The sequence below is a fragment of the Sporosarcina sp. P17b genome (assembly GCF_002743115.1).
Classification (GTDB): Bacteria; Bacillota; Bacilli; order Bacillales_A; family Planococcaceae; genus Sporosarcina; species Sporosarcina ureae_C.
Genome location: NZ_PDYP01000003.1, coordinates 44,927 through 61,227, shown reverse-complemented (window position 1 = coordinate 61,227; position 16,301 = coordinate 44,927). Strand labels below are relative to the sequence as shown.

Here is a 16,301-nt window from a genome sequence, read left to right as displayed (position 1 = left end):
ACCTATTGTAAACAAACGGAGGGCAAGGACGTATGAATATCGTATTAATGGGTCTGCCTGGTGCTGGTAAAGGTACACAAGCAGACAAAATTGTCGAGAAGTACGGAATCCCTCATATTTCTACAGGCGATATGTTCCGTGCTGCCATCAAAGATGGCACGGAACTTGGAGTTAAAGCAAAATCGTTCATGGATCAAGGAGCATTAGTTCCTGATGAGGTTACTATTGGTATCGTACGTGAGCGACTAAGCAAACCGGATTGTGACAATGGATTCTTACTTGATGGTTTCCCTAGGACAGTTCCTCAAGCTGAAGCACTTGATGCTTTACTTAAGGATCTAGGAAAAAGCATTGAGTACGTATTGGACATCGAAGTCGATACGGATGAATTAGTTGCAAGATTATCTGGCCGTCGTATTTGTAAAGTATGTGGCACATCGTATCACTTGATCTTCAACCCGCCAAAGGTAGAAGACGTATGTGATAAAGATGGCGGCGAACTTTACCAGCGCGCGGACGATAATCCGGACACTGTCATGAATCGTCTGGAAGTAAATATGAATCAGACAGCTCCTTTACTCGACTTTTATGGCGAAAAAGGTGTATTGACTAAAATTAATGGTCAACAAGACATTAATCTTGTATTCAAGGACTTGGATGCAGTTTTGCAACAAGATCAAAAGTAATCAATCCTTTTCGGGCACATCTTCATCATTGTTCGGAAAGTAATGGATGAAAACGAACTGCAAAAGCGTTAAGTTCCTGTTATAAGATAAATGAGAGCATTTCATTTATTGCTCAGTAGTCCCTGCATGCATTATATTGTCATTGGCAGTATAATATATAATTGGCACTGCTACGAGAACAATAAAGGATCTCATTCGCAAATTATGCGAAACAGCGAAATGTGGCAGACGTCTTTCGAACATCACTCATGCTAACTGGACATATGTTGAAGGAAGCCTTATGAAGGCGACTGATGCCGCTCGATGGTGAAAGCCTTTATTGGATATAGAAGGGAGACAGGATTGATGGCGAAGGACGACGTAATTGAGGTAGAAGGAACTGTTCTTGAAACGTTGCCGAATGCGATGTTTAAAGTGGAGTTAGAAAACGGACATACTGTGCTTGCACACGTGTCAGGTAAAATTCGTATGCACTTTATTCGTATTCTGCCAGGCGACAAGGTGACATTGGAACTTTCACCTTACGATTTAACACGTGGTCGTATCACATACCGTTTCAAATAAACTTTTGCACTCCCGAAATATTGAAGGAGGTTGGGTAGGATGAAAGTAAGACCATCTGTAAAACCGATCTGCGAAAAATGTAAAGTTATTCGTAGACGCGGCCGAGTAATGGTAATCTGTGAAAATCCAAAGCACAAACAAAGACAAGGCTAAAACACAAGGAGGTGCACAACTTATATGGCACGTATTGCTGGTGTAGACGTTCCGCGCGATAAGCGCGTTGTCATTTCATTGACATATATATTCGGTATTGGTAAAACAACTGCACAATCAATTTTGAATGCAGCTGACATTTCTCAAGAAACTCGCGTTCGTGATTTAACTGACGCTGAACTTGATAAGATTCGTGAACAAATTGACGGCTTGAAAGTAGAAGGAGATCTTCGTCGTGAAACTTCTCTAAATATCAAGCGTTTGATGGAAATCGGTAGTAACCGTGGAATCCGTCACCGTCGTGGATTGCCTGTTCGTGGACAAAACACGAAAAACAATGCACGTACGCGTAAGGGTCCTAAACGCACAATGGCTAACAAGAAAAAATAATAGGTAAAGGAGGGTTCTTTCCAACATGGCACGTAAACAACAAACTCGTAAACGTCGTGTAAAAAAGAATATTGAGACTGGTATTGCACATATCCGTTCAACGTTCAACAACACTATCGTAACTATCACGGATAGCCACGGTAATGCACTTTCATGGTCTAGCGCTGGTGCACTTGGCTTTAGAGGTTCCCGTAAGTCCACTCCATTTGCTGCACAAATGGCTGCTGAAACTGCAGCAAAAACAGCAATGGAACATGGTTTGAAATCATTGGAAGTAACAGTTAAAGGCCCTGGTGCTGGTCGTGAAGCGGCTATCCGTTCACTACAAGCTGCTGGTCTTGAAGTTACTGCAATCAGAGACGTAACTCCGGTTCCGCACAATGGTTGTCGCCCGCCAAAACGTCGTCGCGTATAATCGGTTTGAATCTATTGGATTAAGAAAGACAATTTTTGTTAATACTGTTGAAATAGGATATCTATTATCAGTGAATTCAATAAGGTTAAACCAATATAGAGACGTTTTGAGGAGGGTAATTAAATGATCGAGATTGAGAAACCAAAGATTGAAACAGTAACGATCGGTGAAGATTCACAGTTCGGTAAGTTTATTATCGAGCCACTAGAGCGTGGATACGGAAATACCTTAGGGAATTCCTTGCGCCGCATTCTCTTGTCTTCATTACCAGGAGCTGCTGTGACATCTATTCAAATCGATGGTGTACTTCATGAATTCTCTACAATTGAAGGTGTCGTCGAAGACGTATCTACAGTTATTTTGAATGTGAAGAAGCTAGCTCTCAAAATTTACTCAGATGATGAGAAAGTTATTGAGATCGATGTGAAAGGTGAAGGCGTCGTGACGGCTGCAGACATCACACATGATAGTGATGTTGAAGTATTAAATCCAGATCTCCCGATTGCTACTCTCGGTAAAAATGGACATTTACGTATGCGTATGTATGCTGTACGTGGACGCGGATATGTTCCTTCCGATCAAAACAAACGTGAGGATCTAGCAATTGGTGTGATTCCAATTGACTCGATTTACACTCCTGTATCACGCGTTAACTTCCAAGTAGAAAACACTCGCGTCGGACAAAGTACCAACTTTGATAAGTTGACACTCGATGTATGGACAGATGGAAGCATTGGTCCTAAAGAGGCAGTATCACTTGGAGCTAAAATTCTTACAGAGCATTTGAATATATTCGTTGGTATGACTGACGAAGCACAAACTGCAGAAATCATGGTAGAAAAAGAAGAAGACCAAAAAGAGAAGGTTCTGGAAATGACAATTGAAGAACTAGACCTTTCTGTCCGATCTTATAACTGCTTGAAGCGTGCAGGCATCAATACGGTTTTAGAACTTGCTAACAAGTCTGAAGACGAAATGATGAAAGTGCGAAACTTAGGCCGTAAATCACTTGAAGAAGTGAAGGCTAAATTGGATGAGCTAAACCTTGAGTTACGCTCTGAAGAATAACTGACATATATTGAAGGAGGGTAACTTCAAATGGGATACAGAAAACTTGGACGCACAAGTTCACAACGTAAAGCAATGCTTCGCGACCTAACGACTGATCTAATCATTCATGAGCGCATCCAGACAACTGAAACGCGTGCGAAAGAATTGCGTAAAGTAGTTGAAAAGATGATCACTCTTGGAAAACGTGGAGATCTTCATGCACGTCGTCAAGCGGCTGAATACATTCGTCGTGAAACAGTGGTTGTTGAAAACGAAGAGGGCGAAGAAGCAACAGTGTTTGCACTTCAAAAACTTTTCGATACAATTGGACCACGTTATGCAGATCGCCAAGGCGGTTATACACGTATAATGAAAATGGGACCTCGCCGTGGCGATGGCGCACCAGTAGTTATTATCGAATTGGTGTAATTCCAACACTTCGAGGGTGTGTCTGTCACGCACAGCACACCCTCTTATTACAAATACGAGATTTATACGACATAAAAGCTGAGTGTTATGATCCGCGAGCAATCGACTGGTCTAGCTCTACGTACCTCATCTGAGATGTCGGCATGAGCAACCGGCATTTTCGTTTTCAAAGGCGCATTCCTTAGATGAGGTACGCGCTTTTTTTTTATACATAAGAATAGTTCTATACATACGATATACTTATCAAATAATACATTTAAGAGGAGGAGCCTGAATGAAGGAAATTGCGTCGATGCATCACGTAGAGTTTTCTTACGATATGGAAGAAGAGGATTCTTCACATATCCCAAGTAAAGCATTACAGGATGTGTCTTTCACTTTGTATGAAGGAGAATGGTTGGCAGTTGTAGGACATAATGGTTCTGGCAAGTCCACGCTGGCGAAGCTGTTGATCGGCTTGATGTTTCCTTCTTCAGGTGATGTGAATCTCTTTTTAGAACGACTTTCTGAAAACAATCTTTGGGAAACCCGTTCGCGCATGGGGATCGTCTTTCAAAATCCCGATAACCAATTCGTCGGCTCAACGGTACAGGATGATGTGGCGTTTGCACTGGAAAACAATGGCGTGCCGTATGACGTGATGGTTAAACGAGTCCACGAGGCCCTAGAGCAAGTGAAGATGACGGATTACATCAATCATGAACCCCATCATCTCTCAGGGGGCCAGAAACAACGTGTGGCCATTGCAGGCGCATTGGCTTTGCAACCTGAGTTGCTTATTTTAGATGAAGCTACTTCTATGTTGGATCCCCATGGACGTGAAGAAGTAATAGAAATTGTTAAGAAGTTACGTTCTGAAATAGGCTTGACTGTGTTGTCGATTACCCACGACTTAGAAGAAGTGTTATTAGCAGATCGGATTTTGGTTATGAATGAAGGACAAGTCTTAATGATCGGTACACCGCAAGAGATCTTTCAGCAAGGAACTGAACTTGAAAAGGTCGGCCTCGACTTACCGTTCGCTCTGCGTGTTTCAGAGCTATTGAGAACAGCTGGTGTAGAATTGCAAGGTAATCATATGACAGAAGAAGAGTTGGTGAATGAATTGTGGACATTTCACTTCAGCAAGTAGGTTACTTATATGCTAAAGATTCACCGTTTGAGAAACGAGCCTTGCAGGATGTGACAGCTACAATCCCTTCAGGCTCATATACGTCGATCATTGGTCATACAGGCTCTGGTAAATCTACATTATTGCTTCATTTGAATGGATTATTAAAGCCATCTGAAGGTACCGTCATGATAGGCAATACTAAAATTACAGCTCAAACAAAAGGTAAACAAATGAAGGAAGTTCGGCATCAAGTAGGAATTGTGTTTCAGTTCCCTGAACATCAGTTATTTGAAGAAACAGTTGAGAAAGATATTATGTTCGGTCCTATAAATTTTGGTGTGCCGAAAGAGATAGCAAGAGCTCGAGCGCATGAACTCGTCAAACTTTTAGGTTTGCCGGATGATGTGCTTCAGAAGTCTCCTTTTGAGCTGTCAGGCGGCCAAATGCGGCGTGTGGCGATTGCGGGTGTCCTAGCATTCAAACCGTCTGTTCTAGTCCTTGACGAGCCAACAGCGGGACTTGATCCTAAAGGGCGTAAAGAAATCATGGAGCTGTTTTATCATCTGCATGAGACCGAAAACCTGACGACCATTCTTGTTACCCATAGTATGGAAGATGCCGCACGATACAGCGATAGAATTCTTGTGATGCATGAGGGAACGTCGGTTATGGAAGGAACACCTGAAGAGATATTCAGTCAAGAAGAGGAACTTCATTCATTTCGACTCAGTGTACCGCGTTCGATACGTTTTCAGCGTGAGATCGAAAAGATGAGTGGACAACGTTTTGATCAAATTGCGCTTACTGAAGACATACTGGCAAATGAACTAGCGAAAGTCATTGCAAGAAAAGAGGAACGGCCATGTTAGAGAAAATGATTATTGGTCGTTTTATTCCAGGGACGTCTATTGTGCACCGAATGGATCCGCGTTCGAAGTTACTCTTTGTCTTTTTATTTGTAGTAGCGGTGTTCTTAGCGAACAATGTTGTATCTTATGCAATATTGCTAGTCTTTACAGCATTTGTCATCGCACTCGCAAGAATTAGACCCTACTTTTTGGTCAATGGATTAAAACCGGTCATCTTTTTGATTATTTTCACTCTCCTCTTACATATCTTCTTTACGCGTGAAGGGCCCATCATATTTGAATGGAAGTTTATCAAAATTTATGAAGAGGGACTGCGAATGGGTATTTTTATATCTATCCGATTCCTAGTACTTGTGTTGATTACGACAGTATTAACATTGACCACTTCACCAATTTCGATCACAGATGGATTAGAGACATTGCTCAACCCTTTTAAAAAGTTGAAGTTACCGGTGCATGAACTTGCATTGATGATGTCCATTTCGCTCCGTTTCATCCCAACTCTTATGGATGAAACGGATAAGATTTTAAAAGCCCAGCTTGCAAGAGGATCAGATTTAAGCAGCGGTTCGATTAAAGAACGAGTCCAGGCCGTCATTCCGTTACTCGTGCCGTTATTTGTCAGTGCCTTTAAACGCGCAGAAGATTTAGCAGTGGCAATGGAAGTACGCGGCTACCGTGGTGGGGAAGGCCGTACGAGATTCCGCCAGCTATCGTGGCAAATGAGAGATACAGCTGTCTTGATCGCATTTGTAATCTTGGTGGGTGTATTGCTGTGGGTAAGGAAGTGAATAATTTGAAACGAATGAAAGCAACTGTTGCGTATGATGGAACGAATTTTGCTGGCTATCAATCCCAACCAGGCATGCGGACAGTTCAAGCCGAAATCGATAAGGCGCTTGTTAAATTGCATAAGAATCCAACTTCACACGCTGTGGCGAGTGGACGCACCGACGCCGGCGTGCATGCATTAGGTCAGGTCATCCATTTCGATACGCCACTTGATTTAGGCGATCGCTGGCTAATGGCTTTGAATGTGCTGTTGCCTAAAGATGTACGTATTACGGCTGTTGAACAGACATCTGAAGACTTCCACGCACGCTATGGTGCAAAAGGAAAGACGTATCGCTATAAATGGTCGTATGGGGAATTGCAAAGTCCATTTGAACGCAACTTCGCTGTTCATTTAGGTAGATGGAATCCAGATGTGGAACGAATGAATGCAGGAGCTGCTTATTTGATCGGTACACATGACTTCACCAGTTTCTGTTCGGCGAAGACTGCTACTTCGAATAAAGTTCGCACAATCCGAAAGCTGACAATTGAACGGTATCAGGATGAGCTGATTCTTGAAGTAGAAGGTGATGGGTTTCTTTACAATATGGTGAGAACAATTGCTGGTGCTTTGCTGGCGGTAGGCATCGGTTGGGACGAGCCGGAAGATATCCAGAAAATTCTCGAGGCGAAAGATCGTCAAAGGGCAGGGAAGACAGCGGCAGCACACGGTTTGTACTTACTAGAGGTCACCTATTAAGCTCATGGCAACTAATCCTGGCGTATTCATAAAAACGCTTGACTTTATGGACAATAAAGGATAACATGATAAATGGTATTTCAATAACCCCACAAACAAGCCCCGGAAGTTTATTTGTGTTTAGGGATAGAGAAAACAAGGGAACAGATTTGATATTTTAGGAGGATACACAATATGCGCACAACATTCATGGCTAAAGGTCACGAAGTCGAACGTAAATGGCTAGTTGTCGACGCTGAAGGACAAACGCTTGGTCGTCTTGCTTCAGAAGTTGCAACTCTTTTACGCGGTAAACATAAACCAACGTTTACACCACATGTTGATACAGGTGATCACGTGATCATCATCAACGCTGAAAAAATCCAATTGACTGGTAACAAGTTAAAAGATAAAATGTACTACCGTCACTCTGGTTACACAGGTAGCATCAAGTCACGTACTGCTCTTGAAATGCGTACTAACTACCCTGTGAAAATGCTTGAACTTGCGATTAAAGGAATGCTTCCAAACGGTCCTCTAGGTCGTCAAACAATCAAGAAATTACACGTATTTGCTGGTCCTGAACATCAGCATGCAGCACAAAAACCAGAAGCTTTTGAGCTTCGCGGTTAATTAAGAGGAGGAAACCCACTTGGCACAAGTACAATATATCGGCACTGGCCGTCGTAAAAGCTCAGTAGCTCGTGTACGTCTAATTCCTGGCGAAGGCAAAATTGTCGTCAATAATCGTGACGTAGAGGACTACGTACCATTCGAAACACTTCGTGAAATCATTAAACAACCACTAGTTACAACGGAAACACTTGGAAGCTACGATATCCACGTTAACGTTAACGGTGGAGGTTACACTGGTCAAGCAGGCGCAATCCGTCACGGCGTAGCTCGTGCATTGCTTACTGTAGATCCTGATTTCCGTGCAGCACTTAAATCAGCAGGATTCCTAACACGTGATCCACGTATGAAGGAACGTAAGAAACCAGGTCTTCGCGGCGCTCGTCGTGCTCCACAGTTCTCAAAGCGTTAATTTATATTTTCAAAAGCTCTTCTCATTATTTTATGAGGAGGGCTTTTTTATGTTTAGCATTAGTTGTACTTTTATGTGTAGATATCTTGCCAACCCCTTATGTAAGCGGGAACACTTGAATCTTCACCGAGAAACTGTACAATAAATTAGTAGCAGTAACTCCAAATTACTTTCCAAAACATTTTACTTAAGAAAATAGACCACCCTTCATTTCCAGTTGTATTAGCTATTTGAGAGGCTCACAGATCAACCCCTGATGTTATGAGTCATTAATGAATCAACTGCGAGTAGACCATTTTATAATAATCTTGTTACCATATCATATGATTCAAAATTAGTGACATCTTAACAGAAAAATTATTCCTGCCGCTTATAATAGTTTTATCTGTGAAGTGTTACGCGGTCAACGTTTATGCTAAATAGCATTTGGGTAAACTGTGACAAGTTGAACTTATATATTTATAGGTGTTTTAGTTCAATCGAATGATATGGATAAAAAAACCTGAAGATCGATTGAAAGATTATAGTAGGCCAATGTGGGAATTTTCATTTTATAGAATATTCTATAGCTTAATTCGTATGAAGAAAAGAGTATTGCTGCAGTATATTATATTATTTTAGGAGGTTGAACAATGCGATTACTACCGCGTGAAATTGATAAGTTAATGATCGTTGTTGCGGCAGATCTTGCCAGAAGACGAAAGGATCGGGGACTTAAATTGAATCACCCAGAAGCTATGGCTCTTATTACATATGAGGTATTGGAAGGCGCCAGAGACGGCAAAACAGTTGCAGAACTCATGGCTTATGGCGCGACGATTTTATCTCGTGAAGATGTAATGGATGGTATTCCAGAAATGATTGATGATATTCAAGTAGAAGCAACGTTCCCTGATGGGACGAAGTTAGTCACAGTGCATAATCCAATCAGATAAAAGATGTATAAATAGGAAAGGGGACGTAACGATGATACCAGGCGAATATTTTTTAAAAGAAGAACCGATCATTTGTAATGCAGGTGCTGAAAGTATACATGTGCAAGTTATTAATCATGGCGACAGACCTATTCAAATCGGTTCCCATTACCATTTTTATGAAGTGAATAATGCATTAAAGTTTGATCGGGAAGTGACATACGGTAAACGTCTCAATATACCCGCAGGCGCTGCTGTTCGTTTTGAACCAGGTGATGAGAAAGAAGTGCAGCTAATTGACTATGCTGGAGAAAGAAAAGTTTATGGATTCCATAATAAAGTAGACGGAGCATTGGAAGGCGGGAATGCAAAATGAGTTTTAAAATGGATAGAGAGCAATATGCTCAAATGTATGGACCGACAACCGGAGACTCTGTCCGACTAGCAGATACAGATTTGTTCATCCAAATTGAAAAAGATTATACGAAATATGGAGAAGAAGTTGTGTTCGGTGGCGGTAAAGTTATTCGTGATGGAATGGGACAACATCCTTTCATTACGCGCGAAGAAGATGAACGGGTACCGGATACAGTCATAACAAATGTGGTTGTGCTCGATTACACAGGAATATATAAAGCGGATCTAGCAATTCGAGACGGTAAAATTTCAGGTATCGGTAAGGCGGGTAACCCCCTTGTACAAGACAAAGTAGACATTATTATTGGAACTTCCACTGAAGTTATTTCGGGAGAGGGTAAGATCATTACTGCGGGTGCAATTGATACGCACGTGCATTTCATTAATCCAGCACAAGTAGACGTAGCGCTCACTGCAGGGACAACGACGCTGATCGGCGGTGGAGCTGGGCCTGGAGATGGTTCTCGGGCTACGACAGCCACACCGGGTGCTTGGCATCTTCATTCTATGTTGAAAGCTTTGGATGGACAACCGATCAATATTGGTTTAACGGGTAAAGGGCATGCAGCAGCGGGAGCTCCTTTAGCGGAACAAATAATTGCAGGTGCAATTGGTTTGAAAGTTCATGAAGATTGGGGTGCGACACCGTCCGTTCTCGATCATGCATTACGGATTGCGGATGAATATGACGTGCAAGTCGCTCTTCACGCGGATACATTAAACGAATCCGGATTTTTTGAAGATACGATCAAGGCGATTGATGGTCGCGGTATCCATATGTACCATACAGAAGGTGCGGGTGGCGGACACGCTCCAGATTTAATTAAATCTGCTGGTATGATGAATGTGTTGCCTGCTTCTACGAATCCGACATTGCCGTATACGATTAACACAATTGACGAGCATTTGGATATGGTAATGGTTGCTCATAACTTAAACCCTTCAGTGCCTGAAGATATCGCATTTGCAGATTCACGCATTCGCAATGAAACGATTGCAGCAGAAGATGTCTTACAAGACTTAGGTGTCTTTAGTATGACAAGCTCCGATTCTCAGGCAATGGGCCGTATCGGTGAAGTTGCACTTCGTACATGGCAAGTAGCTCACAAAATGAAAAAGCAACTTGGAGTTATGGAAGGCGATAGTGAGCATTCAGATAATAATCGAGTAAAGCGCTATGTCGCTAAATATACGATTAATCCAGCCATTGCTCATGGTATATCGGAATATATCGGTTCAATTGAAGTTGGAAAAATGGCCGATCTTGTACTATGGGATCCGAAATTCTTTGGGGTTAAACCGGAAATGATTTTGAAAAGTGGTATGGCAGTCTATAGCTTAATGGGTGATGCCAATGCAACGATTCCGACACCGCAGCCGATGATTTATCGTCCGATGTATGCAACGCTCGGTAAGGCATTGTCTCAAAGTTCCATTACGTTTGTTTCGCAAATTGCCTATGATCAAGGAATAAAAGAGAAGCTAGGACTTGATAAAGTAGTGCTGCCTGTCCGTAATATACGCAATCTGACGAAAAAAGATATGAAGTTAAATGCAGCGACACCACATATTGATGTGGATCCACAAACGTACGAAGTGAAAATTGATGGAAAACTGATTACATGCGATCCGATTGACGTAGTGCCAATGGGGCAACGCTATTTCTTATTCTGAGGTGAAGAAAATGATTGTAGAAAAAGTTTTAATGAATGTTAGGGATTTAGATCCAAGTGAGTATGAAAGCCGTCATAAAGAGAAAGTGTACTTAGAAAGTGCACACTTAATGAAAAGAATTCAACGCGTGGAAACTGATCATGGACGTGAAATTGGCATTCGATTAAAAAACCCACGTGATTTAGAAGCGGGAGATATTCTGTTTATGGATGATAAGAATATCATTCTGATTGATGTGCTTTCAGATGATTTAATTATTATTAGCCCACGCACGATGCTTGAAATGGGGACGATTGCTCATCAGCTAGGCAATCGACATTTGCCTGCGCAGTTTGAGGATGAAGATATGCTCGTGCAATATGATTATTTAGTTGAGGATTTGTTGAAAGAAATGGGTATTCCATTTAAGCGAGAAGAACGAAAAGTAGCCAAGGCTTTCCGTCATATCGGACATAGCCATGACTAATCATGCACTATCCTTGCTGCAGCTATGCGATTCCAGTTTCCCGATCGGCTCTTTTAGCCAATCATTCGGACTGGAGACATATATTCAGAAGGACAAGGTTACAGACGCCAATACGTTTTCCGAATGGCTACATGTCTATGTGCATGAACAACTTGCTTATGCAGACGGCTTGGCTGTAAGACTTGTTTATGATGCATTGGATAAGGAAGGTTTTGATAAGATTTGGGAATTGGATCGCATATTGACTGTGCAGAATCTCGCCCGCGAATCACGTGATGGTACTCAGCGCATGGGAGATCGGATGTTAGACATTGCAAAATCCATTTACAATATACCGATGTTATCTATTTACGCGCAGAAAATTCAGGACAAAGAAGCTTTTGGCCATCCGGCTATTGTATTTACAATGATTGGACATCACCTTCAAGTCGAAAAGAATACAACAATTCTATATTATTTATACTCGACGGTTGTTAGTCTTGTGCAAAATGCCGTGCGGGCTATCCCGCTTGGACAAACTGCTGGACAGAAGATTATATACACGTTTCAACAACAACTTCAACAAACAACAGACAAAATAATGGAGTTAGATCAAGAAGAGTTTGGTATCGTATCTCCAGGACTCGAGCTTTCACAAATGCAGCACGAACGTGTTGGCATACGTATTTTTAGTTCATAATGAACGCAATGAAATTGATATTAAGGATGTGCTTAGAATGGGACCAATTAAAATAGGTGTTGGCGGACCAGTTGGTGCAGGAAAAACTATGCTGGTCGAAAAGATTACACGCGCTTTAGAGGGCGAAGTAAGTATGGCGGTTATTACTAATGATATATATACGAAAGAAGATGCCAAGTTTTTAGTTGCGAACGGTATTCTTCCAGAAGACCGCATTGTCGGAGTAGAAACAGGAGGTTGTCCACATACGGCAATTCGTGAAGATGCATCGATGAACTTCGCGGCAATTAATGAATTGAAGGAAAAACATCCCGATGTTGAGCTGATTTTTGTAGAAAGTGGCGGGGATAACCTAGCAGCCACATTCAGTCCGGAACTCGTTGACTTTTCCATTTATATAATTGACGTGGCGCAAGGTGAAAAAATCCCACGTAAAGGTGGGCAAGGAATGATTAAGTCTGATTTATTTATTATTAATAAAACAGACTTAGCCCCATATGTCGGCGCAAGACTTGAGGTAATGGAATCTGACACAAAGATATTTAGAGGAAAGAAACCGTTCTTTTTCACCAATTTAAAAGACGATCAAGGACTAGATGAAGTGGTAGAGTGGGTCAGAAAACATGCTTTATTAAAAGGACTAGGACAAGATGTCTGAATGGACAGGCGTTCTTGACCTCGTCATGGAAAATCGGCTAGGCCGCTCCGTGGCGAAAACTGTCTACTTCCAAGGCGCATTTAAAGTGATGCGTCCTGTCTATTTCAATAAGAACAGTTATCCATGCTATTATTTATTGAATCCTGGCGGTGGCTATTTAGATGGAGATCGGTATCAAATGAAAGTCACGCTTGGTGAAGGGGCGATGCTGACGCTAACGACTCAGTCGTCGACGAAAGTATATAGAACACCAACCAAGCCAGCGTACCAAGAGACGATTTTTCGTATGAAAAAAGACAGTTATCTAGAGTACTTACCGGATGCACTGATTGCATACAAAGATGCTAGTTGTTATCAGAAAAATAGTATATATATGGAAAAAGGGGCGACCTTGCTGTATTCCGATATATTGACTCCCGGCTGGTCGCCGGATGGTGAGAAATTCAGTTACGACATGCTTCGTTTGAAAACAGAGATTTATATGGATGATCAGCTTGTTGCTTTTGACCATATTAAACTCCATCCGGCATCACAAGATATGAATGCGTTAGGCTTTATGGAAGGATACACACATTTAGGTTCGTTAATTGTCGTTGGTGAAAAAACGAGTGATGCTCTATTGGATCGATTGTATGAGGCGATTCAACGAGAAGATGGGGAGTTTGCATTTGGATTATCCAAGCTTGCTGTTCCCGGCTTCACGATTCGCATATTAGCAAACTATACACAGGTTATAGAGCGAATTATTTCAGTCTGTCACCATATAATTAGCGACGAATGGTATCAAACGAAACCAAGTTTTTTACGGAAGTACTAGGACCTACCCGACAATTCAAAAGAGTTGTCGGGTTTTTTTACCAATTGAAGTAAAGCTATATTTATAGTTGCTACGCTGAAGTTTATCAAATAGTGGAAGTATTAAAGACCATATTTCAAATGATTGAAATATGGAATTTTGGGTATCATTATATATATGCACTATAAAGTATAAGGTCGAAACCTTACTCTACTTCCTAACTACACATAATAGGTAATATCGTTAATTGATTTGACAATCACCAATTCCTGAGATATATTCGAATATCATTTGTAATGAGAAGAGAAAAATATAAGTGGGCAGGAATGTTAGAGAAATTAAACTTTAGGCTAGATCGCTTGAATTAGTAGCGATGGATGAAGTAAGATAGCTTATTCTATAAAAAGAGACTTCATACTATTTTGGAGGTGTTTCCTGTGGTTGATGACTTTGAAGCGGAAAAAGTTTTTGAAGACAGGCCGTACGAGCGAATTCAGTTTAAGCTCATATTAGAAGGACGTAAGTATAAAGGTGACTATCATGAAGGTGAAATCCAGTGGCTTCATCCACATCCCAAGCAAGATGTCGGCGAAGAAGAAGTTATTGCCATAGAGGACAAAGTGTTAGAACTGTTGTCTGAGCAAGGAATTAGAAATGAAGCAGATGATATTGAAATCGAACGTTCCCTTAGCAGAAATCAAACCCGTCCACTTCAGTTATTTAAATTGAAGATCCAAGGCGAGGAGTTTAAAGGGACATTTATTAATGGCGAAATCGAATGGTTTCATCCTAAACCAAGACGTAAACTAAAAGATGAGCGCGTAAAGAAAATTGAAGAAGATGTTCAGAAAAAGCTAAAAGAACATCTAGAATAAAAAATGAAACTGCGTGACTGTTTTGTACTTGAGACAGAGTGCAATCTCAATTTGTTTGACCTTTCTGACAAGATATGCCTACAATGGATATACAAATGAAATAGTCGTTACCGCTAGGGGTGCTCTGTGGAGCTGAGAGAAGCATATTGCTTTAACCCTTTAACTTGATCCGGTTCATACCGGCGTAAGGAAGTGGTGCAGATGTTACGTAGCTTCTTTTTGGGGCTCAGTGACGTCTCTCCGCCACTTCTGGTCAAGAAGTGGTTTTTTCATTTACTACGAAAAAGGGGAGAATATACATGAAGTTCACTGAGCGTTTATTAGAGAAGACATTACCGATTTGGAGACAGAATCATAGTCATCCATTTGTCCAAGAGATTGGAAATGGTACGTTGGATCAGGAGAAGTTTCGATTTTATATGGTGCAAGACTATTTGTATTTAATTGATTATGCGAAAGTATTTGCTATAGGCACAATGAAAGCGACCGATGTCGAGATGATGGGGAAATTTGCTGCGTTACTTAACGGTACACTAAACACAGAAATGGATCTTCATCGACAATATGCAGCCCGCTTTGGTATTACTGAAGAAGAGCTTGAGAATGCCGAACCATCTCCAATTGTCCTTGCCTATACGCACTATATGCTGCATGTTAGTCAAAATGGTTCTTTGGCGGAAGTCGTCGCTGCATTATTGCCGTGTGCGTGGAGCTATTGGGAGATCGGCAAAGAGCTTGCTGAGTTGCCTGGTGCGTTGGATCATCCGTTGTACGGTGACTGGGTTCGCATGTATTCATCGGAAGACTTTGGCGAGTTAGCTACTTGGTGCTTAGAATTAATGGACGAAACTGCAAAAGGAAAGCCTGAATCAGAATTAGTGAGGTTAGAAGAAATCTTCCTTAATACGACTCGTTATGAGTATATGTTCTGGGATATGGCTTATACGAAACAAATGTGGCCCGGTGTAAAACAAGAGCAATCGATGACAAATTAATCTACAAAAGACGTCCAACTATTTCGGTTGGATGTTTTTTATTTAGAATCGAAAGGTTGTAAACGGCGCATGCTATTCTTGAAGGAGGTGTGCGCCATCTTTGCGAAAATAGGTTTAGCACTTGGAGTTTTATTGACAAGTGGGTCGCGCACTAGTGATGCGCCAATTGCTACACTTAGTAAAGTGGAAGTGCCGGCATATGCGAAATGGTCAAGGCTTGCTATCAAGCAAACGATGCTCAAGTATCCCCAGGCAGAGATCAAGGATTATTTGCATATCGCTACCAACTCAAAGAAAGTCACGAGTGTGGAGAAGTTTCAACTTTGGTTAAAAGAAGACGATCGAGAATTCGGTGTGATCGTGACAGTCACCTATTCAGCTGAAACAGATAAATTTATTCGCATTGACTTTCAAGAAATACCTGTTAAATAAATCAATGCCCCTATACCATATATTCTGGCGTAGGGGCGTTGATTTATTCAGGGTCTTTTTGATAAAAGAAATTGTGGGTCAAGATGTCGTTGGCATATCGCTTGTGATAGATATGCGTGGCGGATGGTGTACATGGAAATAACTATGCCTAATTAACCGAATCTTAT

At 41.4% G+C, this 16,301-nt stretch carries 23 protein-coding genes and 1 riboswitch; all 23 genes read left to right on the top strand.

All coding sequences use genetic code 11. The annotated features are described in order from the left end of the window. Window positions 1-32 precede the first annotated feature (32 nt). The 23 genes from CSV76_RS04290 to CSV76_RS04180 all read left to right on the top strand — a co-directional run bounded on the left by CSV76_RS04290 (window position 33) and on the right by CSV76_RS04180 (window position 16,134). Complete coding sequence (locus CSV76_RS04290) at window positions 33-686, top strand: adenylate kinase (protein ID WP_085427450.1); 654 nt, start codon at window positions 33-35, stop codon at window positions 684-686. A gap of 345 nt (window positions 687-1,031) precedes the next feature. Next, window positions 1,032-1,250 carry a translation initiation factor IF-1 gene (gene infA / locus CSV76_RS04285; RefSeq protein ID WP_029053257.1) on the top strand — a complete coding sequence of 73 codons (219 nt, stop codon included), beginning with the start codon at window positions 1,032-1,034 and terminating at the stop codon, window positions 1,248-1,250. A gap of 39 nt (window positions 1,251-1,289) precedes the next feature. Beyond that, a complete protein-coding gene (rpmJ, locus tag CSV76_RS04280; protein WP_076758849.1) occupies window positions 1,290-1,403 on the top strand; it encodes a 50S ribosomal protein L36 in 114 nt (37 codons plus the stop codon). 24 nt (window positions 1,404-1,427) lie between these two features. Beyond that, a complete protein-coding gene (gene rpsM / locus CSV76_RS04275) occupies window positions 1,428-1,793 on the top strand; it encodes a 30S ribosomal protein S13 (RefSeq protein WP_085427449.1) in 366 nt (121 codons plus the stop codon). A gap of 25 nt (window positions 1,794-1,818) precedes the next feature. Next, the gene (gene rpsK / locus CSV76_RS04270) at window positions 1,819-2,208 is read left to right on the top strand and encodes a 30S ribosomal protein S11 (protein WP_009499031.1); all 390 of its coding nucleotides are present in this window, start codon (window positions 1,819-1,821) and stop codon (window positions 2,206-2,208) included. A 123-nt stretch (window positions 2,209-2,331) separates the two neighbouring features. Continuing rightward, entirely contained in the window at window positions 2,332-3,276 is a 945-nt protein-coding gene (locus CSV76_RS04265) for a DNA-directed RNA polymerase subunit alpha (protein ID WP_009499030.1), read from the top strand. 30 nt (window positions 3,277-3,306) lie between these two features. Further along, entirely contained in the window at window positions 3,307-3,687 is a 381-nt protein-coding gene (gene rplQ, locus CSV76_RS04260) for a 50S ribosomal protein L17 (RefSeq protein WP_085427448.1), read from the top strand. A gap of 274 nt (window positions 3,688-3,961) precedes the next feature. Beyond that, window positions 3,962-4,819, top strand: coding sequence for an energy-coupling factor ABC transporter ATP-binding protein (locus tag CSV76_RS04255; RefSeq protein WP_085427447.1), 858 nt, complete (start codon window positions 3,962-3,964; stop codon window positions 4,817-4,819). Further along, complete coding sequence (locus CSV76_RS04250; protein ID WP_099624834.1) at window positions 4,795-5,670, top strand: energy-coupling factor ABC transporter ATP-binding protein; 876 nt, start codon at window positions 4,795-4,797, stop codon at window positions 5,668-5,670. The genes CSV76_RS04255 and CSV76_RS04250 overlap by 25 nt, the downstream gene beginning before the upstream one ends. Continuing rightward, window positions 5,664-6,461: an energy-coupling factor transporter transmembrane component T family protein gene (locus CSV76_RS04245; protein ID WP_099624833.1), complete on the top strand. Its 798-nt coding sequence runs from the start codon at window positions 5,664-5,666 to the stop codon at window positions 6,459-6,461. Before CSV76_RS04250 ends, CSV76_RS04245 begins: the two co-directional genes overlap by 7 nt. A 14-nt stretch (window positions 6,462-6,475) precedes the next feature. Next, window positions 6,476-7,204 (top strand): tRNA pseudouridine(38-40) synthase TruA, encoded by a 729-nt coding sequence (gene truA, locus CSV76_RS04240; protein WP_369823289.1) that lies wholly within the window; start codon window positions 6,476-6,478, stop codon window positions 7,202-7,204. A gap of 174 nt (window positions 7,205-7,378) precedes the next feature. Continuing rightward, a complete protein-coding gene (rplM, locus tag CSV76_RS04235) occupies window positions 7,379-7,816 on the top strand; it encodes a 50S ribosomal protein L13 (RefSeq protein ID WP_029053249.1) in 438 nt (145 codons plus the stop codon). Window positions 7,817-7,835: 19 nt separating this feature from the next. Then, the gene (gene rpsI, locus CSV76_RS04230; RefSeq protein WP_085131997.1) at window positions 7,836-8,228 is read left to right on the top strand and encodes a 30S ribosomal protein S9; all 393 of its coding nucleotides are present in this window, start codon (window positions 7,836-7,838) and stop codon (window positions 8,226-8,228) included. Between the two features lie 632 nt (window positions 8,229-8,860). Beyond that, a complete protein-coding gene (locus CSV76_RS04225; protein WP_085427443.1) occupies window positions 8,861-9,163 on the top strand; it encodes an urease subunit gamma in 303 nt (100 codons plus the stop codon). Window positions 9,164-9,194: 31 nt separating this feature from the next. Continuing rightward, entirely contained in the window at window positions 9,195-9,518 is a 324-nt protein-coding gene (locus CSV76_RS04220) for an urease subunit beta (protein WP_085427442.1), read from the top strand. After that, window positions 9,515-11,233, top strand: a complete 1,719-nt coding sequence (ureC, locus tag CSV76_RS04215; protein WP_099624832.1) for an urease subunit alpha — start codon at window positions 9,515-9,517, stop codon at window positions 11,231-11,233. Before CSV76_RS04220 ends, ureC begins: the two co-directional genes overlap by 4 nt. 10 nt (window positions 11,234-11,243) lie before the next feature. Continuing rightward, window positions 11,244-11,699: an urease accessory protein UreE gene (gene ureE / locus CSV76_RS04210; RefSeq protein ID WP_085427440.1), complete on the top strand. Its 456-nt coding sequence runs from the start codon at window positions 11,244-11,246 to the stop codon at window positions 11,697-11,699. Continuing rightward, a complete protein-coding gene (locus CSV76_RS04205; RefSeq protein WP_099624831.1) occupies window positions 11,692-12,378 on the top strand; it encodes an urease accessory protein UreF in 687 nt (228 codons plus the stop codon). Before ureE ends, CSV76_RS04205 begins: the two co-directional genes overlap by 8 nt. Before the next feature lie 37 nt (window positions 12,379-12,415). Next, complete coding sequence (gene ureG, locus CSV76_RS04200; protein WP_085427438.1) at window positions 12,416-13,036, top strand: urease accessory protein UreG; 621 nt, start codon at window positions 12,416-12,418, stop codon at window positions 13,034-13,036. Then, complete coding sequence (locus CSV76_RS04195) at window positions 13,029-13,853, top strand: urease accessory protein UreD (RefSeq protein WP_085427437.1); 825 nt, start codon at window positions 13,029-13,031, stop codon at window positions 13,851-13,853. Before ureG ends, CSV76_RS04195 begins: the two co-directional genes overlap by 8 nt. Window positions 13,854-14,269: 416 nt before the next feature. After that, window positions 14,270-14,707 carry a HicA family toxin-antitoxin system gene (locus CSV76_RS04190; protein WP_232319615.1) on the top strand — a complete coding sequence of 146 codons (438 nt, stop codon included), beginning with the start codon at window positions 14,270-14,272 and terminating at the stop codon, window positions 14,705-14,707. Window positions 14,708-14,812: 105 nt separating this feature from the next. Beyond that, window positions 14,813-14,915: riboswitch (TPP riboswitch) on the top strand. A 91-nt stretch (window positions 14,916-15,006) separates the two neighbouring features. Then, a complete protein-coding gene (gene tenA / locus CSV76_RS04185) occupies window positions 15,007-15,702 on the top strand; it encodes a thiaminase II (RefSeq protein WP_099624830.1) in 696 nt (231 codons plus the stop codon). A gap of 87 nt (window positions 15,703-15,789) precedes the next feature. Next, a complete protein-coding gene (locus CSV76_RS04180; RefSeq protein ID WP_233192337.1) occupies window positions 15,790-16,134 on the top strand; it encodes a DUF3889 domain-containing protein in 345 nt (114 codons plus the stop codon). The last annotated feature ends 167 nt before the right edge of the window (window positions 16,135-16,301 follow it).

Bases quoted from the DNA above. Each gene is read 5' to 3' on its own strand.
- CSV76_RS04290 (WP_085427450.1), top strand. From the start codon at position 33: ATGAATATCGTATTAATGGGTCTGCCTGGTGCTGGTAAAGGTACACAA.
- infA (WP_029053257.1), top strand. From the start codon at position 1,032: ATGGCGAAGGACGACGTAATTGAGGTAGAAGGAACTGTTCTTGAAACG.
- rpmJ (WP_076758849.1), top strand. From the start codon at position 1,290: ATGAAAGTAAGACCATCTGTAAAACCGATCTGCGAAAAATGTAAAGTT.
- rpsM (WP_085427449.1), top strand. From the start codon at position 1,428: ATGGCACGTATTGCTGGTGTAGACGTTCCGCGCGATAAGCGCGTTGTC.
- rpsK (WP_009499031.1), top strand. From the start codon at position 1,819: ATGGCACGTAAACAACAAACTCGTAAACGTCGTGTAAAAAAGAATATT.
- CSV76_RS04265 (WP_009499030.1), top strand. From the start codon at position 2,332: ATGATCGAGATTGAGAAACCAAAGATTGAAACAGTAACGATCGGTGAA.
- rplQ (WP_085427448.1), top strand. From the start codon at position 3,307: ATGGGATACAGAAAACTTGGACGCACAAGTTCACAACGTAAAGCAATG.
- CSV76_RS04255 (WP_085427447.1), top strand. From the start codon at position 3,962: ATGAAGGAAATTGCGTCGATGCATCACGTAGAGTTTTCTTACGATATG.
- CSV76_RS04245 (WP_099624833.1), top strand. From the start codon at position 5,664: ATGTTAGAGAAAATGATTATTGGTCGTTTTATTCCAGGGACGTCTATT.
- truA (WP_369823289.1), top strand. From the start codon at position 6,476: ATGAAAGCAACTGTTGCGTATGATGGAACGAATTTTGCTGGCTATCAA.
- rplM (WP_029053249.1), top strand. From the start codon at position 7,379: ATGCGCACAACATTCATGGCTAAAGGTCACGAAGTCGAACGTAAATGG.
- CSV76_RS04225 (WP_085427443.1), top strand. From the start codon at position 8,861: ATGCGATTACTACCGCGTGAAATTGATAAGTTAATGATCGTTGTTGCG.
- CSV76_RS04220 (WP_085427442.1), top strand. From the start codon at position 9,195: ATGATACCAGGCGAATATTTTTTAAAAGAAGAACCGATCATTTGTAAT.
- ureC (WP_099624832.1), top strand. From the start codon at position 9,515: ATGAGTTTTAAAATGGATAGAGAGCAATATGCTCAAATGTATGGACCG.
- ureE (WP_085427440.1), top strand. From the start codon at position 11,244: ATGATTGTAGAAAAAGTTTTAATGAATGTTAGGGATTTAGATCCAAGT.
- CSV76_RS04205 (WP_099624831.1), top strand. From the start codon at position 11,692: ATGACTAATCATGCACTATCCTTGCTGCAGCTATGCGATTCCAGTTTC.
- ureG (WP_085427438.1), top strand. From the start codon at position 12,416: ATGGGACCAATTAAAATAGGTGTTGGCGGACCAGTTGGTGCAGGAAAA.
- CSV76_RS04195 (WP_085427437.1), top strand. From the start codon at position 13,029: ATGTCTGAATGGACAGGCGTTCTTGACCTCGTCATGGAAAATCGGCTA.
- tenA (WP_099624830.1), top strand. From the start codon at position 15,007: ATGAAGTTCACTGAGCGTTTATTAGAGAAGACATTACCGATTTGGAGA.